The organism is Bartonella sp. CL435QHHD (assembly GCF_042195095.1).
GTDB lineage: Bacteria > Pseudomonadota > Alphaproteobacteria > Rhizobiales > Rhizobiaceae > Bartonella.
Map to the genome: position 1 here is coordinate 205,732 of NZ_JBHINS010000076.1, position 26,085 is coordinate 231,816.

Consider the following 26,085-nt stretch of genomic DNA (forward strand, 5'->3'; position numbering starts at 1 on the left):
GTGTAAAAACAAAAGCATGAGATAATGCGTCATAATTATTTAAAAGATATTTCTATGAATGCGTTTGAAAGGTGTAAAGCTGAATTGTAAGGAGATGATAGATTTTTACCACGATGCCTTTATATTCTTTCCAAATGAGGCTGTCTTCTTGTTCCAGAAATTACGCAAACAAATAGATGCAATATACTGACCAAATCTGGCATACAAAAATCTGGAACAGTTCGTTCCACACTGAAGCGTTTTGATATTTGTCTCAAACGTGGACTTGCACAGGGATTAGATGTTGATTAACAGGTAAGAAAAAAACAAAGGCTTTATGAAAAAGTTTATACAGGGCTTTTAATTTTGTGCTTCAAATGCCTCAGTACGAGGTATTTTGCTCTTTTGAATATTAAAGCTCTTGTTTTTATAATGAAGTTACAGCACAACAAGCAAAATGGAATTATTTGAGGGGAAAAAAATAATGCCTTCTTACCGTTCAAGAATATCAACCCACGGGCGTAATATGGCAGGAGCCCGCGGACTTTGGCGTGCAACAGGGATGAAAGATACTGATTTTGGTAAACCCATTATTGCGATTGCGAATTCTTTTACACAATTTGTACCAGGGCATGTCCATTTAAAAGATCTTGGGCAATTAGTCGCACAACAGATAGCTGTTGCCGGTGGTGTTGCGAAAGAATTTAATACCATTGCTGTAGATGATGGAATTGCGATGGGGCACGATGGAATGCTCTATTCTTTGCCCTCACGTGAAATCATTGCTGATTCTGTAGAGTATATGGTTAATGCACATTGTGCGGATGCACTTGTCTGTATTTCTAATTGTGACAAAATTACGCCTGGTATGTTAATGGCTGCTTTACGGTTGAATATTCCGACAATCTTTGTTTCTGGCGGTCCTATGGAAGCAGGTAAGATTAAATGGAAGGATCAAGATCTAAGGGTTGATTTGGTCGATGCCATGGTCGCAGCAGCTTCAGAACAAAATTCAGAAGAAGAAGTTGCTGAAATGGAGCGTGCAGCTTGTCCTACATGTGGTTCTTGTTCAGGAATGTTTACGGCCAACTCCATGAATTGCTTAACGGAAGCATTGGGGCTTTCTCTTCCTGGAAATGGATCAATGTTAGCAACACATGCAGATCGGCGGATGCTTTTCGAAGAAGCTGGAAAACAGATTGTTGCATTGGTTAAGCGTTATTATGAAAATGATGATGAAACAGTTTTGCCACGCTCTATTGCTTCACGCAAGGCTTTTGAAAATGCAATGACCGTTGATATTGCCATGGGGGGATCAACCAATACAGTACTGCATCTTTTAGCCGCGGCGCAAGAAGGTGAGGTGGATTTTACCATGACGGATATTGATCATCTTTCACGTCGTGTTCCTGTTTTATGTAAGGTTGCTCCTGCTGTTGCAAATGTACATATGGAAGATGTTCATCGCGCTGGTGGTATTATGGGGCTTTTAGGCGAACTGGATGCGGCGGGACTCATTGATACATCAACTTATACGGTTCATGCAAAAACAATGAAAGAAGCTCTTTACCGCTGGGATGTAAAGCAAACTAATGAGCCAACAGTTCGTGCATTTTATCGTGCTGCTCCAGGTGGTATTCCGACACAAACAGCTTTTAGCCAATCTTGTCGCTATGAGACCCTTGATCTTGATCGTGAAAAAGGTGTGATTCGCAATAGAGAACATGCATATTCACAAGATGGAGGATTGGCAGTTCTTTATGGAAATCTTGCAAAAGATGGCTGTATTGTAAAAACAGCAGGCGTTGATCAATCAATTTTAACTTTTAAAGGTCCGGCAAGAATTTTTGAAAGCCAAGATTCAGCTGTTTCAGCTATATTAACTGATAAGATTAAAACAGGTGAAATTGTTTTAATCCGTTATGAAGGTCCACGTGGTGGACCTGGAATGCAAGAAATGCTTTATCCAACGAGTTATCTCAAATCTAAAGGATTAGGCAAGGTTTGTGCACTTGTTACGGATGGACGTTTTTCAGGAGGAAGTTCAGGGCTTTCGATAGGACATATTTCTCCAGAAGCTGCGGAAGGAGGAGAAATTGCGTTAGTGGAAGAAGGGGATATCATAGAAATTGATATTCCAAATCGTAGAATTCATATGTTGGTGGATGACGTTGAGATGAAGCAGCGTCGTGCTAAGATGGAAGCAAAAGGAAAAGGCGCTTGGCAACCGATTGAGAAGCGTCAGCGTAAAGTTTCAAAGGCTCTCAAAGCTTATGCAGCGATGACTACATCTGCTTCAAAAGGTGCAGTACGTAATATTTGATGAGTTGAATAGAGACAGTACTCTGATTTTTTGCATCTTTTGCACGATATTCTGAGCTAATTATTTTATGAGTTTATGAACTTATCAGAATATTTCGAGTCATGGATGAGTAGGATTAAAAAGCTATCAATACAACTAAAAGCAGCTGCGGATTGCTTATTTTAGCAGCTATGTAAGATAGATAAAGATAGATACAGTATCATTACTTTTCATATCATATTCCAATCTTATACGAAATTACAATTTCCTGTTCTCATATTTATGGAAGATATTTATTGTACTGGTGGCATTATCTTGTTGTACCGTAAAACACTGTCATTTAGGACTGTGATATACGGCATCCTCCTTAAATATTAAGTGTTTCTTAGTGCGTGGTGAATATTCTTAGACTTGTTTGTAAAGCTTTTAGTTTAAGTGAATCACATGACTAGGAAATCAAGATAAATTCCTTAGAATCTGGATTGTTTGCAGACTTGATTCGAATGAAAATCTCTATCCTTTGAGATGTAAGAAGGAGTTTAAGGATATTTAGGAAAATAAAATGCTGCTGTGATATATCTGATTATATGTTCCATATGAAAACAGTAAAAGAGCTCTTTATAGCTTAAAATGTGAAGAAAATACGAGACCCATTATCCATGAATTTATTATGCAAAATGGGATGGTATCCCAACACCAACAGCTTTAAACTAGAAATGTTGCTATGATAACAATAATATCGATCGTGAAAAAGCATAATTCACTAAATATGGCGTATTTGCAAGGTGGAGGAGATTTCATGACAATCTTTACAAAAAACGACTATCTTGTAAAAATAGTCGATCTTGACCAATTTTTTGTATAAGAGCCAATATTAATCTAAGGGAATATGAAATATAATGCATATGGTTTTGCTTCTATAGGCAATTATACTTACAAATATATTATGTAGAAAAGCGATGGGAATACGATAAATAACTGTTTATGCTGTGGTATATCAAAAATGGTTACGTTATCTCCTATTAAGAAGGTTTTTTAATAAAAAATAACATCTGTTTTCTATAAAGGGTTACTCTTTTCAAGTTGTTTGAGGTGGTAAATTGCTTCTAAAGCTTGTTTAGGAGAGAGTTCATCGGGATGAATATTTTTTAAAGCTTCGTGAAGTATACAATGTTTGTTTTTTGCTTCATTGACTGGAGATGTTGCTTTAAGAGAAAAGAGTGGTAAATCATCAATGAGTTTATGTCCTTTTCCAGCCATTTCGCCTTGTTCTAATTGATGGAGTACATCTGTTGCTCGTGTAATAACGGCTGGGGGAAGTCCAGCAAGCTTTGCGACTTGTACACCATAGGAACGGTCAGCGGCTCCAGGTGTGACCTCATGAAGAAAAACTACATCACCATCCCAATTTTTGACTTTCATGGTTACGTTATGCAGTCTGTCAAGTTTTTCGGTAAGTGCAGTCATTTCATGAAAATGGGTAGCAAGAATAGCACGACAATGGTTAACTTCATGGAGATATTCAACAGCAGCCCAAGCAATAGAAAGTCCATCAAAGGTTGATGTTCCACGTCCTATTTCATCAAGAATAACAAGGGAATGGTGGCTAGCATGATTGAGAATCGTTGCTGTTTCAACCATTTCCATCATAAAGGTTGAGCGCCCCCGTGCAAGATCATCGGAAGCCCCAACGCGACTAAATAGGCGATCAACGACACCAATATGTGCTGAAGTTGCTGGAACGAAGGACCCCATTTGCGCCATAATAGCAATAAGAGCATTTTGCCGCAAAAAAGTTGATTTTCCTCCCATATTAGGCCCTGTCAACAGCCAGATTGCTGCATATTGCTGATTTTCTTGCACAGAGAGATCACAATTATTGGCAATAAAAGGTTCTGCTGCTTGTTTGCGGAGTGCTTGCTCGACGACAGGATGGCGTCCTGCTGTAATATGAAAGGTAAGTGAAAGATCAATTTTAGGGCGGCAATATCCTTGTTCTTCAGCAAGATATGCTAAAGCGACAGAGACATCTAAAATAGCAAGTGCTTCAGAGGCTTTACGAATAAAATCAACTTGTTCGGTAATTTCCTGAACGAGAATATCAAAAATCTCTAGTTCAAGTGTCAATGCGTGATTGGCAGCATGGGCAATACGGCTTTCAAGGTCAGCGAGCTCTGTTGTCGTAAAACGCATAGCGTTTGCCATTGTTTGCCGATGAATAAAACGTGCTTTAGCTTGTGGATTATTTGTAAGGGAAGATGCTTGTGTGCTGGTTACTTCAATGAAATAACCTAGAATATTATTATGCTTTATTTTAAGCGTCTTAATATCTGTTTCATGGGCATATTGCGCTTGAAGTTCAGCAATGACACGGCGAGATTCATCACGTAAAGCACGCATTTCATCGAGCTCTTTATGATAATTAGAACGAATAAAACCACCATCACGTTTAAGGAGTGGGAGATCATCAGCTAATGCCTGTTCTAAATGAAAGTATAACGCTGTGGGTAATTTTGAGAACACCTGTTGTACATCACTTATTTCTTGAGGCAGAAGCTCATTATCAAGAAGTTGATGCAATTCACGAATGATTTCAAAGCCACGCTGGATTGTCGCCATATCACGGGGACCTCCTCGTCCAAGAGCCAAACGTGAAACGGCGCGGGGCATATCTGGTCCCCCCTTTAAAATAAGCTTTATCGCTTCTGCAAGAGAAGGATTACGTAGAAAAAAATCGATAGAATCCAAACGCGTATCAATAGCCGAAGGAGTGGTGAGGGGAGCAATAAGGCGGTCAATAAGAAGGCGTGATCCTCCTCCTGTTACAGTGCGATCAATAGCTTTTAATAAACTTCCATCCCGTTGACCTGATGTCGTACGAATAAGTTCAAGGCTTAATCTGGTTGCGGCATCAATAAAAAGAGTCGCACTTTCATTTTGGCGCTCAGGCTGCATGAGGGGAGGGCGATGCGTGATTTGTGTTTTTTCGATATAACGAATAGCAGCTACAATTGCAGAGAGTTCGGAACGTGAATAATCGGCAACGCCTTCAAGAGTTGAGAGTTTAAAATAATTGCAAATATCGCGTTCAGCGGTGAGTGCATCAAAGAGACAAGCAGGTTGAGGTGAAACGATACGATCAAGAATACTAAAAAGTGACTTGTGAGATTTATCATGAAAAAATGAATCAGCAACAATGATTTCTTGTGGATCAACACGCATAATATCTGCTAAAAGTTTTTCTTGGCGGCTTTCTGTTACACGAAATATGCCTGTTGAGATATCAATCCAAGAAAGAGCAAATTCCTCTCCATCGCTAGTTTTTATACGGGAAAGTGTCATCAAATAATTTGCGCGTGTTGGATCAAGGAGTTTTTCTTCTGTTATCGTTCCAGGTGTTACAAGGCGAACAACATCACGCCGAACAACAGATTTTGAGCCACGTTTTTTTGCTTCAGCAGGATCTTCTATTTGTTCACAAACAGCAACTCGGTAACCACAAGCAATCAGTTTTTGTAAATAATCATCAGCAGCATGAACGGGAACACCGCACATAGGAATATCTTGTCCTAAATGTTTTCCGCGTGCTGTGAGTGTGATTCCTAAAGCCTGAGCAGCTTCAATCGCATCATTAAAAAATAATTCATAAAAATCCCCCATTCGGTAAAAGAGAAGGGAATCATGATGGACGGCTTTGATTTCTATGTACTGCTCCATCATAGGTGTAAGACGTTCTTGAGAGGAAGCAGATGAGGAGGCAGGCTGTGGAATTAAATTATTTTTATGATTGTTTTTTTTATCCATTTGTACGAGGCCTGTTTCCTTTAAGTGAAGTTTTTACTCTTTTTTATTTACTTCAATATCTATTTATCTCTAAATTGCAACGCATCATCAGATTTGCTAAGGCAAGAATAGCGATTTCTAATATATGAATCAGATTTAATGACTATACGCATTATCAAGCAAAATTTACACTGTTTTTGGAGAAAATAAAGTGAGATGAAAAAGAGCGAGCAAGATCAGAAAATATCTCAAACTGTTTACAGTGCGAGCGAAAGAGAAGCTCTAGATTTTCATAGTCGTGGTCGACCAGGAAAGCTTGAGATTGTTGCAACAAAGTCTATGGCAACACAGCATGATTTAGCACTTGCTTATTCACCAGGTGTTGCCGTTCCAGTTAAGGCAATTGCTCAAAATCCAGCGCTAGCTTATGATTATACAGCAAAAGGCAATCTTGTTGCTGTTATTTCAAATGGTACAGCTATTTTAGGGTTAGGCAATTTAGGTGCACTTGCTTCTAAGCCGGTCATGGAAGGAAAAGCAGTGCTGTTTAAGCGTTTTGCGGATATTGATTCCATTGATTTAGAAATTGATATAAACGATACAGAAAGTTTTATCAATTTGGTGCGCCATTTAGAACCTTCTTTTGGTGGAATTAATCTTGAAGACATTAAGGCGCCAGAGTGCTTTATGATTGAAAGCCGCCTACGCGAGGTAATGAATATACCTGTTTTTCACGACGATCAACATGGTACAGCAATTATTGTTGCTGCTGGTGTTCTCAACGCTTTGACTTTAACAGGGCGCGATATGCAAAATACGCGGTTAGTCTGTAATGGTGCTGGTTCTGCAGGAATTGCTTGTATTGAACTGATTAAAGCGATGGGCTTTCGTTCCGAAAATATCATATTATGTGATACAAAGGGTGTGGTCTATGAAGGCCGCAAAGAGGGAATGAATCAGTGGAAATCTGCGCATGCTATTCAAACAGATAAACGTACGCTTATGGAAGCAATGGAAGGTGCAGATATATTTTTTGGGGTTTCTGCTAAAGGTGCTCTTACTCCTGAAATGGTAAGATCCATGGCACCCCAGCCGATCATTTTTGCTATGGCTAATCCCGATCCAGAAATTACGCCGGAAGAGGTTATGCAAGTGCGTCATGATGCCATTGTCGCAACAGGACGTTCCGATTATCCAAATCAGATTAATAATGTTCTCTGTTTTCCTTATATATTTCGTGGTGCGCTTGATGTGCGTGCAAGAGTTATTAATGAAGACATGAAGATTGCTGCGGCAAAGGCTCTTGCTAATTTAGCGCATGAAGAAGTGCCTGACAGCGTTGCGGAAGCTTATCATGGAAAGCGATTAAAATTTGGTCCTAATTATATCATCCCTGTTCCTTTTGATCCGCGTTTATTTACGGTTGTTTCAATAGCGGTAGCAAAAGCAGCAATGGAAAGCGGTGTTGCGCAAAAGAACATAGATGATTTAGAGGCCTATGAGCGCGATTTGAATGCGAGACGTGATCCTACTTCCTCGATGATGCGTGGGGTTTATAACCATGTTCGTCAAGCGCCAAAACAAATTGTCTTTGCAGAAGGTGAAGAAGAGCAAGTTATGCGGGCAGCCGTTTCCTATGTCCATCAAAAATTAGGACAAGCGATTTTGGTTGGTCGTGAAGAGCAAGTAAGAGAAGCGGCTGTTATCGCTGGAATTGATCTGGAGCGTGAAGGTATTTCCATTATGAATGCTAAGCTTTCTTGCCGTACAGATGCTTATGCGAATTATCTTTATAAAAAGATGCAGCGTCAAGGTTGGCTGTTGCGTGATTGTCATCATCGTATCAATAATGATCGCAATTATTTTGCTGCGTGTATGGTGGCACTAGGAGATGCTGATGCAATGGTTACAGGGGTGACACGCAATTATGAAACAGCGTTAATCGATATACGTCGTGCAATTGATGAAAAACCAAAAGAACGATTGATTGGTATTTCAATGGCTATTTGCCGTGGACGAATTGTGTTTATTACGGATACAGCCGTTTATGAAAATCCTAATGCTGAAGAACTTGCGGATATAGCGGAACAAGCAGCTTCATTTGTGCGAGGATTTGGATATCAACCACGGGTAGCATTTTTAGCATTTTCTACATTTGCTTATATGAAAGGGCAGACGACGCAGCAAATTCAGGATGCGATTAATATTTTGCATGAACGCAAAGTTGATTTTGAGTTTGATGGAGAAATGAGTGCTGATGTGGCACTCAATTCCAAATTGATGCAGCAATATCCATTTATGGGATTAACGGAGCCCGCTAACATTTTGGTTATGCCTGGATATCACGCGTCTTCCATTGCAAGCAAAATGTTACAAGAACTTGGTGAAGCAACCATCATTGGTCCTATTTTAATTGGATTGGAAAAATCTGTCCAAATTGTACCATTTAGTGGAAGCGATACAGATGTTGTCAATATTGCAATGCTTGCGGCTTATCATGCCGCAAAAGTCGTCTAAAGGAAAAAGCCCCTACTATACCAAGAATATATCAAGGGGCTTTTTAATAACAAAAGAATAAACTTTTTAAGAGGGCTGTATTTGACTGTCTTTTTGTTCTTCAGAAAGACGCTTTTGGAAGAGTGCTGCAAAATCAATAGGATCAATCCACAAAGGTGGAAAGCCACCGTTTTGAGTAGCATCAGATATAATTTGGCGAGCAAATGGAAATAAAAGACGGGGACATTCAATAAAGACCAGAGGCATAACATGTTCTTGTGGAATGTTTTTAAGGTGAAAAACACCACCGTAAATCAATTCTACATGAAATAAGGTTTCAGTTTCATCATTGGCTTTGACGGAGAGAGACAAAACGACATCATAATTGTCATCACCAATTGGGTTAGCATTGACGTTAATATTGATATCAATTTGTGGTGATTTTTCACGTGCACGCAATGAACGAGGAGCACCTGGATTTTCGAATGATAAATCTTTTAAATATTGAGTTAATACAGCAAAAACCGGCTCTCCACCACTGTTATTCATTTCACCTTCGGCCATACGACGAACCTCTCTTATTATAATATGTATAATTTATTTTAGATCTAAAGACCAGATTGGTTATCACGCCTTGCAAAAGGTTGCAAGAAATGCGCTCTTTATCTTGAATATTTTTTTAGTTTGTTGCAGATTTTTTAGGCATTTCAATGGTTATCATCATTTTTGCGCCATGGAGATTCTGTCGTATCATGAATTGTGTAATCTTCTGCTTTAAGATCAATTATTTTTTCAGAGTCATTTTTTCTTTTAGTATTGGGATTAATTTTGTTTTTTAATGATATAAAGAAATGCCAAGCAACAGAGCGAATTGGTTTAATAAGAAGTAATATTCCCAAGAAATCACTTACAAAGCCGGGAAGAATAAGTAAAATTGCACTAAAGATGATGAAAGCATCATTAATAATATTATTCTCTAATGTGCGTCCTTGGACAAGTTCAGTTTGTATATTTTTTAAAAGGCTAATCCCTTGAATTCGCAATAAAACAACCCCAACTATGGTTGTGAGAATAACCAAACTCAAAGTTGCCAAAATACCAATTTCTTGACCAACAAAGATAAAACCAGCAATCTCGATTAAAAGAATGCAAAGAAAGATAACAACAAAAAAACGAGGATTTATAGAATAAAGTTTTATCACATGAAAATTTCCTTCTGGATGAGTAGGGGGAGAAATTCTTAAGAGCACTCCGTTTAAATACAAAATCTATAAAAATATTTGAATGATAAGATTCCTTATTTTACATATTTATTGATAAATGGTATTGACTGCAATGTTTATTAGAGACTTAAGCTTTGGAGATTGACAGCGCCTATGGAATTTGACGTTATACTTGTCATAGCTCTTGTTGTTATGGTTGTTATTTTTGTGCAACTCCGTAATGTATTAGGGAAACGAATTGGGTTTGAAAAGCCACCCTTTGATCCTTATTCACGTCGTTCTAAAAAACAGGTTGAAGCAGAAACGGCTGATAATATTGTTTCGTTCCCTCATCAGAAAAATTCACAAAAAGACGACTTTAGTGAAATTGATAAAATTTCACCGGAGGGGAGTCTTTTGAATAAAAATTTGCGGGAATTGCATAGAATTGATTCTCATTTTTCTCCTCAACTTTTTATAAAAGGTGCGCAAATTGCTTATGAAATGATTGTAACAGCTTTTGCCAAAGGTGATCGCAATCAGCTTAAAAGCTTGCTTTGTCAGGATGTTTTTGAGAGTTTTTGTACGGCTATTGAGCAACGAGAAAAAAATAAAGAAAGAATAGAATTCACTTTTGTTGGAATTAATAAGATCGAATTTATTGCGGCGGCAATACAAGAAAAGGATGAACTTTTAACGATACGTATTGTCAGTGAGATGATTTCTGTTACTTATAATGAACAGGGCGAGCGTATAGACGGTGATCCTGATGCTATTGTAGAAATCAGAGATATTTGGACTTTTGTTCGCAATAGTTTATCGTCAGATCCCAACTGGAAGCTTTTTGCTACAGAAAATGAAAATTAAAATACTTTTTGTTTTTCTTCCATAAGCATTCAATGATTTATGAGAAATTAAAATGTCCTCAAGTAAATGGAGACAAAAAAGAGATTTATTGGCTTCACAAGATCGCCTTTTATGGGAGATGGTTTGTCGTACGATAACACCGCTTCACGGTAAGATGCTCTCTTCTACTTCAGAAATTATTGCAAATATTAATGATAAAAATCAACCTGTAACTCAAATCTCCTCATTGTCTCAGGAAAATCAACAACCCTCGACAATTATTAAAAGAGAAAAGAGGGCAGTTATACAAGCACAAAAGATTCATTTCTTTGATCATGTTGCATATCGTAAAATTTCCCAAGGTCGTTATCCTCTTGAGGCGCGTCTTGATCTTCATGGTTATATGCAGGAAGAAGCTTATTTTTTCTTAAAAAAATTTCTACAATCCTCTCAGCAGAGAGGATTGCGTTATGTCCTTGTGATTACAGGAAAAGGACGATCCGTTGGGAGTGATGGAGCTTTGTATAGATTTGTTCCGTATTGGTTATCAACACCAGCTTTTCGATATTATGTCCACGCGTTTGAGCAAGCAGCACGTCAGCATGGCGGAGAAGGTGCGCTTTATGTTTGGTTGCGCCGTTTTATGTCGGGAGAAGGAATGTGATGTCATTATGGTCGTTTCAGGTTTAATATTTATTTATACTTATAATTTATTGTTTTCGTATATTTCGTAAGAGCCTTGAATACAATATTCCCTTCGTTATAATTTTTTATAAAGAATTATAAAGATATTATTTTACATTCTACGTATTGCTTCACGCTTTTGTTTATAGCATTCGTTAACGGGGCACATCCCTCACACAAAACAGAACGACATTGAATTGAATATATCCACAGGCTTGTTTTAAAGAAACATCTTTCAACGCTCTCAAGCTTATTTTGCGACAGTATCCGTGAAGAGTATAATGATAAATCCATGAAGCACCCCCCCCTATCTTTATGCTTAGTAAAAGAGTAAGCTGGCATCATCATACACTTTACCATCTCCCAATGTTGCAACAACCCTTTAAGTCCTTGGTATTTTAAAGCGTTTATACAGAGGCATGCTTTTCTGTAAGTGTTTTTACTCTCCGCAGTTCTCATCTCGCGCGTGACGCCCAAACGAAAGATTTTGATCGATTCAATATAAGAGGACTTAAAATGAGAGAGATATAGATGGATCTCATTCAGGTTGCAAAGCGATAAATTATTTTTATAAACCACAGCATTACTCTATTAAATACACGAAGAATAAAAACATGAGAAATTGAGAACTGTATTATTCAAAAGACATTGCTATGGATAGTGTTAACAGCAGTACAACTAAATTAAAGAGAATCGTGAAAATAAACAAGAATATAACTTTACAACACATAGCTGCGCAGTAGCATCAAAAGATACAGTTTCGTTGAATAATTTCATGAAGAAATTTTTTCATTCATTAAAAGCTCCATCAAATTTCGTTCTCATAATAATTCGATAATTAAAATTTAATAACGAAGCGCAGAAGACGTAAAATACGAGATTCAATTGAGGATATTACACTCTTATCCGACGTCTTTCAGATATTGGTTGAAATGCTAGCTTAGCATGAAAGGCACAATAGGGGCTACTTTCATCAGAATCTGCACCACAAAAATGAAAATCTGCTGATAATGGATCGCCAACCGGCCATCTACATGTATTTTCACTCAATTGTAGAAGATTAAGTTGACGTGATATAGGCACCACTACATTGGATTTTGTGGACATATCAACTTCTTTTACATCTTCCACTACAAATTCTGTCTTTAAAGCTGTTTCTTCAATACTTACAGATGATGTGTTTACTGGCGATACCGTGGATGTGTTGCGACGCACACGTGGAGATGATGGGCTGCTGCTTCCCACGGGAGTTTTTTGCGCACGCGTGCTTCCTTGAGCTGTCTTACCACGTCCTGGTAACTTTAATCGATGTACTTTGCCGATGACTGCATTTCTGCTGACCCCACCTAATTGAGCAGCAATTTGACTTGCACTTAACCCTTCACTCCAAAGCTTTTTAAGAAGCTCAACGCGTTCACATGTCCAACCCATACCAGCACTCCATTCCGATTACGTCACTAAGATGCTCTCCCCCGTTGCATCTTCAAATGTTTAAATAATGTTTTCATTACGCTGAATGAAAGAACTTTACACTCTAAACGAGCATAAGAAAATCATCCAGCCTGTGGACTTACAAATCAAAACACATCATCTTGCTTATTATATTGTAAATTACAATATGCACTCACTCTATGACAAGAGTCTTTACCTCTTGAAGAGTTTATTTAGAATGTTTTCCCCAACTTGCAAATCAATCATAGGTTAAACTTTCACTTTTGTTTAAGGCTTTTCCCCAAAATGCTTATTTGTAGAACCTTCATTGACTTTTTTTCAATTGGTGTAATGATCTATTCTATAGGTGTAATCACTAATCGTAATGAAATGTTGAAAGCACCGTAACGAAATGTACCATGCTGTTTTATTTGTAGTGTTGCTTTGTATATATATTGAAAAGGTTAAAATATAAAGGGAATTATGATGGATGCTGTCTCTATACAACCACTTTATGAATGCTTCGCACGACGAAATTTGCATTTTGAACAGGGGCATGGTGTATGGCTTATTTCCGATAAAGGAGAACATTATCTTGATTTCACATCTGGCATTGCTGTTAATGCATTAGGGTATTCACATCCAAAATTGGTTGATACGCTCAAAATACAAGCTGAAAAACTTTGGCATGTTTCTAATATTTTTCAATCTCCTGAACAAGCATCTCTTGCCACGCGGCTTTGTGCAAATAGTTTTGCGGATAAGGTTTTTTTCTGCAATTCAGGTACTGAAGCATTGGAGTGCGCATTCAAAACGGCACGTCATTATTACTATGCTGCTGGTCATTCAGAACGCATTGAAATAATTACTTTTGAAGGGGCATTTCATGGACGTACACTTGCAGCACTTGCTGCGACTGGGCATGAAAAATATCTTGAAGGCTTTGGACCTAAAGCTGGTGGATTTATTCAAGTACCTTTTTGTGATGAAATCGCTTTGTGTAATGCTATTAATAAAAATACCGCCGCTATTCTTATTGAACCTATTCAAGGAGAAGGAGGAATACGAACGGTCCCTCATGAATATTTAAGATTTTTGCGCAAAATATGCGATGATAATGGTCTATTATTGATTTTAGATGAAGTCCAAACGGGTATAGGACGAACAGGAAAGCTTTTTGCTTATGAATGGAGTGATGTCACACCTGATATTCTTACCCTCGCAAAAGGATTAGGAGGGGGATTTCCATTAGGCGCTTGCCTTGCAACGGATAAAGTTGCAAAAAGCATGACACTTGGGACACATGGTTCAACCTTTGGAGGAAATCTTCTTGGAATGGCTGTAGGAAATAGTGTTCTTGATATTTTGTTAGAGCCAAGTTTTCTCAACCATGTTCAGCGCATGGGGGATAAACTAAAAAGTGGACTTTTGCATATTCTCAATATCTATCCTGATATTATCCGCGCAGTTCCGGGGATGGGGCTAATGTTGGGTATTCAATGTGTTGTGTCTTCAAATCTTGTCGTTAATGCTTTAGAAAATGAACATCTCTTAAGTGTTGCTGCCAACAACAATGTTGTGCGCTTATTGCCTCCTCTTATCATTAGGGAAGAAGAAATAGATGAAAGTTTGCATCGTATTGAAAAAGCAATAGCTTATCTTTCGCAAGTAAACAAAGAAAGACAAATATCACACACATGACAAATGCTCTTCGTCATTTCACGGACTTATCCATTTTAACGCCAGCAATAGCACGCGCACTGATCGATTATGCGAAGATCCTTAAAGCATCTTTTAAAGCAGGAAAAGGTTCAAAACCTTTTATAGGTAAAACACTTGCGATGATTTTTGAAAAACCATCCACACGAACCCGTATTTCATTCGATATCAGTATGCGCCAGCTTGGCGGAGATACAATCATGCTCACGGGTTCAGAAATGCAGCTTGGTCACAGTGAAACTATAGCTGATACGGCTCGTGTTTTATCTCGTTTTGTGGATATCGTGATATTACGAACAACAAAACATCAACGTATGCTCGAATTGGCACAATATGCACAAATTCCTGTCATTAATGCCCTTACAGATGATACACATCCTTGCCAAATTCTAGCAGATATATTAACCTATGAGGAGCATCGGGGGCCTATTTCTGGTAAAATATTTGCGTGGATGGGGGATGGTAATAATGTACTCCATTCCTTAATTGAAGCCGCAGCTCTTTTTGATTTTCATTTGCGTATTGCTACTCCAAAGGGCAGTGAACCACAGGAAAAATTTATCCATTGGGCACGTGAACGAGGAGCGCATCTTACACTAACCCATAATCCCCAAAAAGCAGCTCAAGATGCTGATTGTATTATGACCGACACATGGGTCTCCATGGGACAAGAATTTCGTGCTCGCAGTCGTTCTACTTTTCAGCCTTATCAAGTCAATGAATCTCTCATGAAATTAGCAAAATCTGATGCTCTTTTTATGCATTGTCTTCCTGCTCATCGCGGTGAAGAAGTTGTTGATTCTGTGATTGATGGACCGCACTCCGTTGTTTTCGATGAGGCTGAAAATCGTCTTCATGTTCAAAAAGCAATTCTTTCTTGGTGTTTACAAGATGCGTTTTTCTCTCCACAATAGCCTCCCTACAACAAATTATATAAAAAAGGCAAAGCTATGAGTGAACAAGCTAAAGATGACGCCTCTCTCAACAACAACTTCTTGCGTGAAGATGATAGTGTTATTCCCTTTCAAGTTGAAGAACTTGATATCCGTGGACGTGCCGTACAACTTGGGGAAACTTTAAATTCTATTCTTAACAGACATCAATACCCTGAACCGGTTTCTTATCTTCTGGCAGAAGCTTTACTTTTAACGGTTCTGCTTGGAACTTCTCTAAAACTTACGGGAAAATTTATTCTACAAACCCATTCCGATGGACCGGTTAATATGTTGGTGTGCGATTTTTCGCCTCCTTCCAGTTTACGTGGATACGCTCGTTTTGATAAAGAACAGCTGAAACAAGCCATAGACAATGGTCAAACCTCTTCAGAAACACTTTTAGGAAAAGGCACTTTAGCCTTCACAATTGATCAAGGTCCCCATATGCAACCCTATCAAGGGATAGTTGCATTAGATGGATCAAATTTACAAGAAGCTTCTCGTATTTATTTTGATCAATCAGAACAAATTCCTACCGATATCCGTCTGGCTGTTGCTATATTAATTAATCGTGACCAACAAGGAAAACCGCAGAAAAGCTGGCGAGCTGGAGGTATTTTGATCCAACTTTTACCCCAAGAATCGTCTCATCATAAAATAGATGCCCCTCATCAAAAGCGAGAAGAAACGAAAACTCATACCCAATTGGATAACCAATGGCAGGAATCTAAAATACTCATGGAAACGATTGAAAGTTCAGAATTAACAGATCCCCAAGTCGGTAGTAAACAGCTCTTGTTCCGTCTTTTTCATGAACAAGGTGTTAGAGTTTTTAAGCCTTTTTCTCTTGTCGATCAATGTTCTTGTTCACACGAAAAAATTAAAGGAATCCTAGAAGGATTTTCTATTGATGAACGCAATGAAATGGTTAAAAATAAATATATTTCAGTCACATGTGAATTTTGCTCAAAAACATATTGTTTTACACCGCAAGAATTTTTAGAAGAAAAAACATAATCAAATATTTTTCATAAAAAATGATGATTGCAACAAAAGCCTATTTTATTTGCGTCATAAAAGTTTGCGCATAAGCTCATATGAACTTCTAGAATATTTTTTGTCTTAGAGTTTTTTAATGTATACGAGTGATTTTTCTGTTGAGATCAGTAATTACGTTATAGAGTGCTTAAAAAAGAGTTCTCTGTAAAATATATTTTCTCCTCTCGAAAAAGCTTCTTTTATACTTTTTACATCTCAAAAGTTTATTTCTTACAATGAATTCTTTTATAATGTTCATTGATAGATTGATTATGTATTCATAACTTATCTTCTCTGTTAAATGAGACTTTTTGATTGTAGTCATATTTTCTTACTCGAATTTATCTTATTAAGAGTCAAAAAAGCTCATTAGTTATAATCATAAGAGAAATTATCGATAGAATAAGAATGTATAGACTCAATATGGACTTTATAGAGTCTATTACGAACAGATAGTATAATGGGAATAAATATAACAATGACGCTGCGAAGGAACGGGTTTGTTATTTTATAAAAAAGATGAGAATAGTGGTGAAGTCCCCTCATAACAATGTGCATTTTAGATAAAAAGCGAAGACAAAATACTATATGACTTTGAAAATAATAGTTGGTTGCTGTCACTAATCTAACGATGGTTCTATAGCAATATTGTTTTTGTCCAAGTAATCAAAAATAAAGCTCCCAAACAGATATTTCTTTACACATGTTTTTGAATCAACAATGGTAATGCTCTTGTAAAATTTTTCTAAGAAGAATGCGGGTCCGTATAAATAAAATAGCATACATAGCATGATAAAACGTTATGTTTTTACAAACCTGCATTATTTTATTTTTCTTCTGTCATAATCGCTTGTTCAATTTTTGGTAGAATTTTTTTTTGATAAATTTGCCACGTTAAGGGACCAACATGTTTGGCAATAATGATGCTCTCTTTATTCAAGAGAAAGGTTTCTGGGGGGCCATATATTCCCCAATCAATGGCTGTATATCCTGAAACATCAAAGCCAATAAATTTAAAAGGATTACCAAAACTGTTTAAAAAACGCAGGGCATTTGTTTTATTATCTTTATAATTAATACCAATCAGATCAAAACGTTTATCTTGTGCAATTTGCATAAGAATAGGATGTTCTTCGCGACAGGGCAGACACCAAGAGCCCCAAAAATTGACCAATGTGACACGTCCTTTAAACTGTTTTGAATTGAGATAACTTTCTTTATCAAGAAGAGGAAGATGAATATTGGGAGCAGGTTTTTCAGCCAATGCGTTTGCGAGAAGAGAAGAATCTTGAAGGTGTTTTTTATCCATAAAGTTGAAAAAAAACACCATGAGAAGAAGAAAAAGAACAAATGGTCCAAAAAAAACAAGCAGAACAGGCAAAGATATATTTTTTTTAAGTTTGGAGGGATGTTTTTCATTATACTTTTCTTTTTGTGACAGCTCTTTTTTGTTTAGTTGTTGGAGAATTTTTTTTTGGTATAGAGCTTTGCAAAGAATATATCCAATAAGACATAAGAGGGATATTGCAGAAAGCACATAGCTTAAAACAACAATTTGCTCGTGTTTAAGGGTGCTAAGGAAAAAATCAATTTTCTGAGATAGATTTCCTAAAAGTCCGCTGTGGATGCCATTTAGGTCGAGCATGATGAAGCGTCCTGTTGTTGTGCACGACGGGATTTTTTAATCTGAAGTATTCGGATATAATGACTATTGATTTCATTTCGCATAGCCATCAAATAAAGCACAATAAACATAAAGATAAAACAAAAGAGCATTGTTATAAGGGGCCATAACATAGCATTGTCGATTGTTGATCCTCCAGCACGTAACAATGATGCTGGTTGATGCAATGTATTCCACCAATTAACGGAAAATTTAATAACAGGGATATTAACAAATCCAACAAGTGTAAGAATTGCAGTAGCACGAGCGGCTTTTACTTGGTTGTCAAAAGCACGCCCAAGCAGGATAATGGAGAGATAGATAAAAAGCAGAATTAAAACTGATGTTAACCGTGCATCCCAGACCCACCATGTTCCCCATGTAGGTCGCCCCCAAAGCGCTCCTGTCATGAGAGCCAAGGCGGTAAAAATTGCCCCAATAGGCGCTCCACATTTAAGTGCCACGTCAGCAAGATGATATTTCCAAATCAGATTTCCTAATGCCGCTGCACTCATCGTTACATAGCAGAATGTAGACAACCACGCAAAGGGAACATGAAGGTACATAATCTTAACAGTAATGCCTTGTTGATAGTCATCAGGAGAATGCATCACCAGCATAAGCCCTAAGATAAGGAAACACAATGTTATGCTGGCCAACCAAGGTAAGACGATACTGCTTATTTTCATGAAAAGGGTGAAACTTGCAGGGAGTGACTTGATTTTATATGTACGAGATAGTTCATTCATAAAATTCATAATAGGCAGAGTTTTGCTATGCGGCAATCATCTTTTATTATTCTGATAAAAGTTTAAGCGTTATTGCAGCAACAAAAGAGCTAAAGAGACTCAAAAGAAGTGAAAAAGCACTGAGAAGAGCTAGGGAAGTGAGAAAAGAGGTATTTGGGTTTATTGGGGCTGTAGCAGCCGAAACACCAAAAATCATAATTGGAATGATCCACGGCAAGATAATGATAAAAATAAGCAAAGTACTGTGCAACAATGAGGTTGCGAGTGCAGCGCCTATAGCACCAATAAAAATAATAGCTGGTGTTCCGCATAAAAGGGTGAGTATTGTTGTAAAAGTTATTGTTACATCTAAATGGAGCATGAGGGCTAAAATAGGTGTGGCAAAAATAAGAGGAAGCATCGTTCCTACCCAATGGGCAAAACATTTGGTAAAGACAATTAGAGTAAAACTTTGTCTTTGTCCTGAAAGGATAAATTGGTCGAGATTACCATCATCGCGATCGATTTGGAAAAGTTTGTTCAGATTGAGAAGCCCTGCAAGAAGGGCTCCAAACCACAATATACCTGGTCCTATTTGTGCAAGAATTTTGGGGTCTGGCCCAATGGCAAAGGGGGTTATGACAACAACAGCGATAAAAAACAATAATCCTGTTAGTGAAGAGGCTTGTAGCACTAATAATAGTTTAAGATCACGCCAGAACAGTGCTTTCATTTTATTCTCTCCTAGAGAGGTAAAAATTTTTCCAGAGCGATTTTATGGTTTTCTGGAATGCCTATGGAATTATGAGTTGCAGCGATAATCATACCACCTTGATTGAGATGACGCTGGAAAATACGAGCAAGGAGTTTTTGAGCATGGTTATCAAGCCCAGATATTGGTTCATCTAAAATCCAAAGAGGACGATAGGAGAGCAAAAGGCGAGCAATAGCTACGCGTCTTTGTTGTCCAGTTGACAGAGCGTTAAAGGGTAAATGTTCAAGGTTAGAAAGACCAATATCGGCAAGAGCTTCATGCGCAAAACGTAAATGTTGACCGTAAAAATCTGCCCAAAATTGCAAATTATCAATGACAGATAAAAGAGGTTTCATAGCATTTTGAGGACCAAGATAATGACAGGCAGTTGCAACAGGGTATATTTGATCATGGTCTTTAAGTATTATATGACCTTCAGCAGCTTCAAGAAGACCGACAATGATTCGGAGTAATGTAGACTTTCCGATACCATTAGGACCGGTGATTGTCATAAGTTGCTGTGAAAATAAACAAAAAGAAAGACCTTTAAACAGAATTTCTTCGTTTCTGTAAGCGGCTAAATCTTTGCCTGATAACACCATGTGATTGCCTATTTTGTTTTTATTTTCATATTCTTTATTGTATTATAGAATAAAAAACACATTTTTTATGCAATTGTACCTAGAATAGTTCTAGAAATAGTTCTATAAAGGATACCTTACATCAATATCTGGTGTAAAATGGTTTCTGGCGCTGATTTCCGCATTTGCCTATGAGAGGGTGGAGGGGAAATGGATAGCGGAGGTAATTGCGTCTGCGCTCAAGCTGCGACCTTGACTCGTAGTTTGTGTTGTTCATTCCTGGAAATTGGGTGGTTATAGTATTGAGGGTGGACAGTCATGACTCAAATTGATAGCTTTAATTGTCGCAGAGTATTAAATGTTGGTGGCAAAGAATATATTTATTATAGTTTGATCGAAGCGGAGAAGAACGGACTTGAAGGTGTTTCTCGTTTACCGTTTTCGATGAAAGTTATTCTCGAAAATTTATTGCGATTTGAAGATGGTCGCACAGTTAAAAAAGAGGATATCCTCAATGTTGCTAAGTGGTTAAACGACAAAGGGAGTGCCGGGGCAGAAATTGCTTACCGTCCTGCGCGTGTTCTTATGCAGGATTTTACAGGTGTTCCAGCAGTTGTTGATCTTTCTGCAATGCGTGATGCTATGGTTAAACTTGGTGGTAACGCTGAAAAAATCAATCCTCTCATTCCCGTTGATCTCATCATTGATCACTCAGTTATTGTTGATGCTTTTGGCACTTCCATGGCTTTTAAGGAAAACGTCGAGCATGAATATGAACGCAATGGTGAACGCTATCGTTTCCTTAAATGGGGGCAGCAAGCCTTTCAAAATTTTCGTGTTGTTCCTCCAGGAACAGGGATTTGTCATCAGGTTAACCTAGAATATTTAGCACAATGTGTATGGATGAAGAATGAAGAGGGGTGTGAGACGATTTATCCTGACACCTGTGTGGGAACTGATTCGCATACGACTATGGTAAATGGTTTAGGGGTTTTAGGTTGGGGTGTTGGTGGTATTGAAGCAGAAGCAGCAATGTTAGGCCAACCTGTTTCTATGTTGTTACCTGAAGTGATTGGTTTTCGTCTAACAGGTAAACTTAAGGAAGGTGTAACAGCCACCGATCTCGTATTGACGGTGACTCAAATGCTACGTCGGAAGGGTGTTGTCGGTAAATTTGTTGAGTTTTTTGGTCCTGGTTTGGAGCATATGACACTTGCTGATCGGGCAACGATTGGAAATATGGCACCTGAATATGGAGCAACGTGTGGTTTTTTCCCAATTGATAAGGAGACAGTGCGTTATCTCAATATGACAGGGCGTGATGAACATCGGATTGCCTTAGTGGAGGCTTACACCAAAGCACAAGGGATGTGGCATGATGAAATGGTAGCTCATCCCATTTTTAGTGATACAATTGAATTAGATATGGGAACTGTTGTCTCTTCTATGGCTGGTCCTAAACGTCCTGAAGGACGTATTGCATTGGAAAACGTTGGGCAGGGTTTTGAGAAGGCATTGGTCGAAGACTATAAGAAGACTTCTGGACAAGATAAAGATAAGCGTTATCAGGTCGAGGGTGAAGAATATACGCTTGGTCACGGTGATGTGGTGATCGCTGCGATTACGTCGTGTACGAATACATCGAATCCAAGTGTTCTTATTGCAGCGGGTCTTTTGGCACGAAATGCTGTGGCAAAGGGGCTCAAGAGTAAACCATGGGTAAAAACTTCTCTTGCACCTGGTTCACAAGTCGTTGAAGCTTACCTTCAAAATTCGGGTCTGCAAAAAGATTTAGATGCACTGGGATTTAACTTAGTAGGATTTGGGTGCACAACATGTATTGGGAATTCTGGTCCTTTGCATCCAGCTATTTCCAAAACGATTAATGACAATGGTATAATTGCATCTGCGGTTCTTTCAGGAAATCGTAATTTTGAAGGGCGTGTTTCCCCTGATGTGCAAGCGAATTATTTAGCTTCACCACCGTTAGTTGTTGCACATGCGCTCATCGGGACGGTGTGTAAGGATTTAACCAAGGAGCCTCTTGGTGAAGATTCAAATGGCCAACCCATTTATTTGAGAGATATTTGGCCAACTTCTCAAGAAATACAGGAGTTTATCGAAAAAAATGTCACGCGTAAGGTTTTTGCCGAAAAGTATGCAGATGTTTTTAAGGGAGATGAAAATTGGCAAAAAGTTCAGATTCCTACGGGTTCTACCTATTCTTGGGATGAGCGATCCACCTATGTACGCAATCCACCTTATTTCGATGATATGCAGAAAACGCCTGATATCTTACCAGATATTAGAGATGCACGGATTTTAGGTTTATTTGGTGATAAAATCACGACGGATCATATTTCTCCTGCTGGTTCTATTAAAGCAGCTTCTCCTGCCGGAAAATATTTAATGGATCATGGTGTTAAAGTAGCTGATTTTAACCAGTATGGAACGCGTCGTGGGAATCATGAAGTTATGGTGCGTGGGACCTTTGCCAATATTCGCATTCGTAATTTTATGTTAGGGGAAAATGGTCGAGAAGGAGGTTATACGGTTCATTATCCGTCAGCGGTAGAACAAACCATTTACGATGCAGCAATGGCGTATAAACAAGAAGGTATTCCGCTCGTTGTTTTTGCAGGTGTTGAATATGGTAATGGATCATCACGCGATTGGGCTGCCAAGGGGACCAATCTTCTTGGTGTCAAAGCGGTGATTGTGCAATCTTTTGAAAGGATACATCGCTCTAATCTTGTTGGTATGGGCATTGTCCCTTTTGTCTTTGAGGAGGGGCTAAGTTGGAAATCTTTAGGCTTAAAGGGAGATGAAAAGGTGACAATTGAAGGGATTCATAACTTGAAACCTCGTCAAAAGACTGTAGCGAAAATTACTTTTTCTGATGGTACGGTAAAAACCGTTCCATTATTATGCCGTGTTGATACTGAAGATGAGCTAGATTATTTGCATCATGGTGGAATTTTGCAATATGTCTTGCGTAAGTTAGCCGTTTAAATTCTTTTGTTTGTTAAGGAATATCTATTATTAGGCTATAAAGTTGCGGATCAAAGAGTTTGGCTTCGTTTTTTTATGACTATCTTTGAAAATCTAATTGACGTTAGCTTTGGGATTGCGTTATAAACCACACGAGTTATAGGCAGCTTTATAGTTTTGCTTGGGTTGGATTTATTTATATTGGTAGAGTTGTTATTGAGACTCATTTTACCAAGGTGTTGAAAGAGAGATTATATTTATGGCGAATACACCTTCTGCTCGAAAAGCGGTGCGCAAGGTTGCGGCGCGCACACAGGTTAATAAGGCCCGCCGTTCACGCGTTCGTACTTTTATACGTAAGTTTGATGATGCTTTGGCGGGTGGCGATAAGGCATCTGCGGAGATTGCATTTAAGAATTTTGAGCCTGAAATTATGCGTGCAGTTTCTAAAGGGGTTTTTCATAAAAATGCTGCTGCGAGGAAAGTATCGCGTTTAGCTAAACGGTTGAAGGCTCTCAGCGTTTAAACTTTTTCTCCTTTAATTGAGAAAAAAGCCAGTATCCATGAGGATGCTGGCTTTTTGTTTATTATTTCAAAAAGTTTCTATTGAAATAAGAATCGATAATGATTCTCCACTTGAAAAAGGAGAGAAAGTTTATAGAGGGGGGTATGGTTATCCACAAGCTTTGTGGATTTTTACAGAGTCTTTTTTGTCAAGCATTTTATTTTTTTTTTAAATCTGAAGAGATTCTTTAATTATTGGTAAATTTAGAGAAAAAAAATGAATTGAATCAATATTTTTTTCAGTCCTCATTAATATAAGCATTTTTTTTGGGTTTTTTGATTTTATTTTGACCTCTTGCATTTTACCTCTGCTGTTTTGTATGGTTCTTATGAAGACTAAAAAGCATGAAGGGGTCACATCAGCGTATTATTCTGTACTTTGTTGAATACAAGATGTTTTGATTTAGGCTTTTCTAAACTTTTGTGTTGGAGAGGTTTTCTGACGGTTTTTTAGTTTTCTTAATGGATATGTTTACCATTTTAGAAGGGTGGGTCATATCATGAGTGCAAGTAAATCTTATTGGTCATCTTTGTTAGTGGGGTTGTGATGAGGCTATCCTAGGGGAGGGTGAGTAATCTTATTTGGGGTAGGGCGTTTTGCCTTCGCTAGATTTATTTTAGCTGTTTGGCAGGACAAAATTTTATTTTTATCAGGATGGAAGATGGTGGATAAATTGAACTCTAAAGCTAGTTCCTTTAAAAGGGTTTCGGTAAATATCCTGTCGGCAGAGAACATAATAAAGAATAGGATGACGGAGAGTGATAAGAATGTTTGTAGAAGTGCTCCTATAGGGCATTCTATTGTTTCAGAGGAGGAAAGTGCAGCGGCTTTTATACGTGTTATGGCGCAATTAAAGGTACAGGTTGGTGTTGAGGCTTATACCAGTTGGTTTGGGCGCGTGAAGCTTGCTGAATATAGTCATACTCTTGTAAAGCTTTCTGTTCCTACTGCTTTTTTACGTTCATGGATTAATAATCACTATGGTTCTCTTTTGACTCATTTATGGAAACAAGAGAATTCAGCAATTCTTCGTGTTGAAGTTATTGTTCGTGGTATGGAACGCGTTTCAAGAGATGTCGTTTGTAAAAGAAGTGTTCCTTCTGTTGTACTAGAGGAGCAGGCGACTTCATCTTTTGTTGAAAGTTGCGCAGAGCATTCAGTTAAGAGTTCTCAAACGGGAGTTTTTGGATCTCCACTTGATTCTCGTTATACTTTTGAAAGTTTTGTTGAGGGGGCTTCTAATCGTGTTGCTTTAGCCGCTGCGCGTTCTATTGCGGAGGGGCATAAAAGTGCTTTACGTTTTAATCCTCTTTTTATTCACGCATCTGTTGGCTTAGGAAAAACACATTTGCTTCAAGCGATTGCTGCTTCTGCATTGAAGCGTTTAACGTCTGCGCGCGTTATTTATTTAACTGCTGAATATTTTATGTGGCGTTTTGCAACAGCTATTCGTGATAATGATGCTCTTTCTTTTAAAGAACAGCTTCGTGATATCGACCTTTTAATTATTGATGATATGCAGTTTTTACAGGGTAAGTCGATACAACATGAGTTTTGCCATTTGCTTAATATGTTGCTTGATAGTGCAAAACAGGTTGTTGTCGCTGCAGATCGTCCACCAGCAGAATTAGAATCGCTTGATCTTCGCGTTCGCTCTCGTCTTCAGGGAGGGGTGGCCCTTGAAATTGAAGCACCAGATTATGAAATGCGTTTGCAAATGTTGCGCCAGCGGTTGAAGGTGGCACAACAAGATGATGGCATGGTATCAATTTCTGATGATATCTTGGAATATATTGCGAAAACGGTTTTAGGGTCGGGGCGTGATATTGAAGGTGCATTTAATCAGCTCTTGTTTCGTCAATCTTTTGAGTCTGATTTATCTTTAGAGCGGATTGATGAGTTATTAGGTCACTTGACACGTCCTGGTGAACCTAAGCGTATTCGGATTGAAGAAATTCAGCGTACGGTAGCACGCCATTATAATGTTTCTAAACAGGACTTGTTATCTAATCGTCGAACACGTACGGTTGTGAAGCCACGGCAAGTTGCAATGTATTTAGCAAAAGTATTAACTCCTCGCTCGTTACCAGAAATTGGGCGCCGTTTTGGTGGGCGTGATCATACAACAGTTTTACACGCTGTGCGTAAAATTGAAGATTTGGTTTGTGGTGATCAGACCTTGGCTAAGGAACTTGAATTGCTTAAGCGGTTGATTGGAGAACAGGCTGTATAGTGTTTATCGTTTCTTTCCTTGGAGAGACTTTAAAGAATTTAATGAAAAGATTTATTTTTTCTTATGCAGGAGTGACTTGCCATTTTAAGAGAGGTTTAATAAACTCTAGCAGGCGATTCTTAAAGAGGGTCTATTCTTTAAGTCTAAAGAATTCT

The 26,085-nt window shown here is 38.2% G+C and carries 18 protein-coding genes; 10 read left to right on the forward strand and 8 right to left on the reverse strand.

All coding sequences use genetic code 11. The annotated features are described in order from the left end of the window. Positions 1-463: 463 nt before the first annotated feature. The gene (gene ilvD / locus ACFILH_RS06715) at positions 464-2,302 is read left to right on the forward strand and encodes a dihydroxy-acid dehydratase (RefSeq protein ID WP_273790257.1); all 1,839 of its coding nucleotides are present in this window, start codon (positions 464-466) and stop codon (positions 2,300-2,302) included. A gap of 1,038 nt (positions 2,303-3,340) precedes the next feature. Here the strand turns inward: ilvD and mutS are convergent. Beyond that, complete coding sequence (mutS, locus tag ACFILH_RS06720; protein ID WP_375667555.1) at positions 3,341-6,085, reverse strand: DNA mismatch repair protein MutS; 2,745 nt, start codon at positions 6,083-6,085, stop codon at positions 3,341-3,343. Between the two features lie 195 nt (positions 6,086-6,280). On the opposite strand from mutS, the gene ACFILH_RS06725 reads away from it, so the two are divergent. Further along, positions 6,281-8,581 (forward strand): NADP-dependent malic enzyme, encoded by a 2,301-nt coding sequence (locus tag ACFILH_RS06725; RefSeq protein WP_375637207.1) that lies wholly within the window; start codon positions 6,281-6,283, stop codon positions 8,579-8,581. Positions 8,582-8,647: 66 nt separating this feature from the next. On the opposite strand, the gene secB is transcribed toward ACFILH_RS06725, so the two are convergent. Then, positions 8,648-9,124 carry a protein-export chaperone SecB gene (gene secB, locus ACFILH_RS06730; RefSeq protein WP_375630527.1) on the reverse strand — a complete coding sequence of 159 codons (477 nt, stop codon included), beginning with the start codon at positions 9,122-9,124 and terminating at the stop codon, positions 8,648-8,650. Between the two features lie 143 nt (positions 9,125-9,267). Continuing rightward, on the reverse strand, positions 9,268-9,762 hold the full coding sequence (locus tag ACFILH_RS06735; protein WP_375662942.1) for an FxsA family protein: 495 nt from the start codon (positions 9,760-9,762) through the stop codon (positions 9,268-9,270). A 174-nt stretch (positions 9,763-9,936) separates the two neighbouring features. Between ACFILH_RS06735 and ACFILH_RS06740 the strand changes: the two genes are divergently transcribed. Both ACFILH_RS06740 and ACFILH_RS06745 read left to right on the forward strand, forming a co-directional pair. Then, a complete protein-coding gene (locus tag ACFILH_RS06740) occupies positions 9,937-10,629 on the forward strand; it encodes a Tim44/TimA family putative adaptor protein (protein WP_273790262.1) in 693 nt (230 codons plus the stop codon). A gap of 52 nt (positions 10,630-10,681) precedes the next feature. Continuing rightward, positions 10,682-11,272 carry a Smr/MutS family protein gene (locus ACFILH_RS06745; RefSeq protein ID WP_273790263.1) on the forward strand — a complete coding sequence of 197 codons (591 nt, stop codon included), beginning with the start codon at positions 10,682-10,684 and terminating at the stop codon, positions 11,270-11,272. 914 nt (positions 11,273-12,186) lie between these two features. Here the strand turns inward: ACFILH_RS06745 and ACFILH_RS06750 are convergent. Further along, positions 12,187-12,723 carry a GcrA family cell cycle regulator gene (locus tag ACFILH_RS06750; RefSeq protein WP_375642988.1) on the reverse strand — a complete coding sequence of 179 codons (537 nt, stop codon included), beginning with the start codon at positions 12,721-12,723 and terminating at the stop codon, positions 12,187-12,189. Positions 12,724-13,209: 486 nt separating this feature from the next. On the opposite strand from ACFILH_RS06750, the gene ACFILH_RS06755 reads away from it, so the two are divergent. The 3 genes from ACFILH_RS06755 to ACFILH_RS06765 are packed head-to-tail and all read left to right on the forward strand — an operon-like array spanning position 13,210 to position 16,394. Then, a complete protein-coding gene (locus ACFILH_RS06755) occupies positions 13,210-14,424 on the forward strand; it encodes an aspartate aminotransferase family protein (protein WP_273790265.1) in 1,215 nt (404 codons plus the stop codon). Further along, positions 14,421-15,356, forward strand: a complete 936-nt coding sequence (gene argF / locus ACFILH_RS06760) for an ornithine carbamoyltransferase (protein WP_375630517.1) — start codon at positions 14,421-14,423, stop codon at positions 15,354-15,356. The genes ACFILH_RS06755 and argF overlap by 4 nt, the downstream gene beginning before the upstream one ends. Before the next feature lie 36 nt (positions 15,357-15,392). Beyond that, positions 15,393-16,394: an Hsp33 family molecular chaperone gene (locus ACFILH_RS06765; protein WP_375667557.1), complete on the forward strand. Its 1,002-nt coding sequence runs from the start codon at positions 15,393-15,395 to the stop codon at positions 16,392-16,394. A gap of 847 nt (positions 16,395-17,241) precedes the next feature. Here ACFILH_RS06765 and ACFILH_RS06770 read toward each other — a convergent pair. The 4 genes from ACFILH_RS06770 to ccmA all read right to left on the reverse strand — a co-directional run bounded on the left by ACFILH_RS06770 (position 17,242) and on the right by ccmA (position 20,162). Continuing rightward, a complete protein-coding gene (locus ACFILH_RS06770; protein ID WP_375637349.1) occupies positions 17,242-17,856 on the reverse strand; it encodes a DsbE family thiol:disulfide interchange protein in 615 nt (204 codons plus the stop codon). A 191-nt stretch (positions 17,857-18,047) separates the two neighbouring features. Then, a complete protein-coding gene (locus ACFILH_RS06775) occupies positions 18,048-18,827 on the reverse strand; it encodes a heme ABC transporter permease (RefSeq protein WP_375657962.1) in 780 nt (259 codons plus the stop codon). Positions 18,828-18,873: 46 nt separating this feature from the next. Next, entirely contained in the window at positions 18,874-19,539 is a 666-nt protein-coding gene (gene ccmB, locus ACFILH_RS06780; RefSeq protein ID WP_375630511.1) for a heme exporter protein CcmB, read from the reverse strand. A gap of 11 nt (positions 19,540-19,550) precedes the next feature. Beyond that, positions 19,551-20,162 (reverse strand): heme ABC exporter ATP-binding protein CcmA, encoded by a 612-nt coding sequence (gene ccmA, locus ACFILH_RS06785; protein ID WP_273790270.1) that lies wholly within the window; start codon positions 20,160-20,162, stop codon positions 19,551-19,553. Positions 20,163-20,459: 297 nt separating this feature from the next. Between ccmA and acnA the strand changes: the two genes are divergently transcribed. The 3 genes from acnA to dnaA all read left to right on the forward strand — a co-directional run bounded on the left by acnA (position 20,460) and on the right by dnaA (position 25,930). Beyond that, the gene (gene acnA / locus ACFILH_RS06790) at positions 20,460-23,153 is read left to right on the forward strand and encodes an aconitate hydratase AcnA (RefSeq protein WP_375637199.1); all 2,694 of its coding nucleotides are present in this window, start codon (positions 20,460-20,462) and stop codon (positions 23,151-23,153) included. Positions 23,154-23,391: 238 nt separating this feature from the next. After that, entirely contained in the window at positions 23,392-23,658 is a 267-nt protein-coding gene (rpsT, locus tag ACFILH_RS06795; protein ID WP_273790272.1) for a 30S ribosomal protein S20, read from the forward strand. 700 nt (positions 23,659-24,358) lie between these two features. After that, on the forward strand, positions 24,359-25,930 hold the full coding sequence (gene dnaA / locus ACFILH_RS06800; RefSeq protein WP_375637197.1) for a chromosomal replication initiator protein DnaA: 1,572 nt from the start codon (positions 24,359-24,361) through the stop codon (positions 25,928-25,930). The last annotated feature ends 155 nt before the right edge of the window (positions 25,931-26,085 follow it).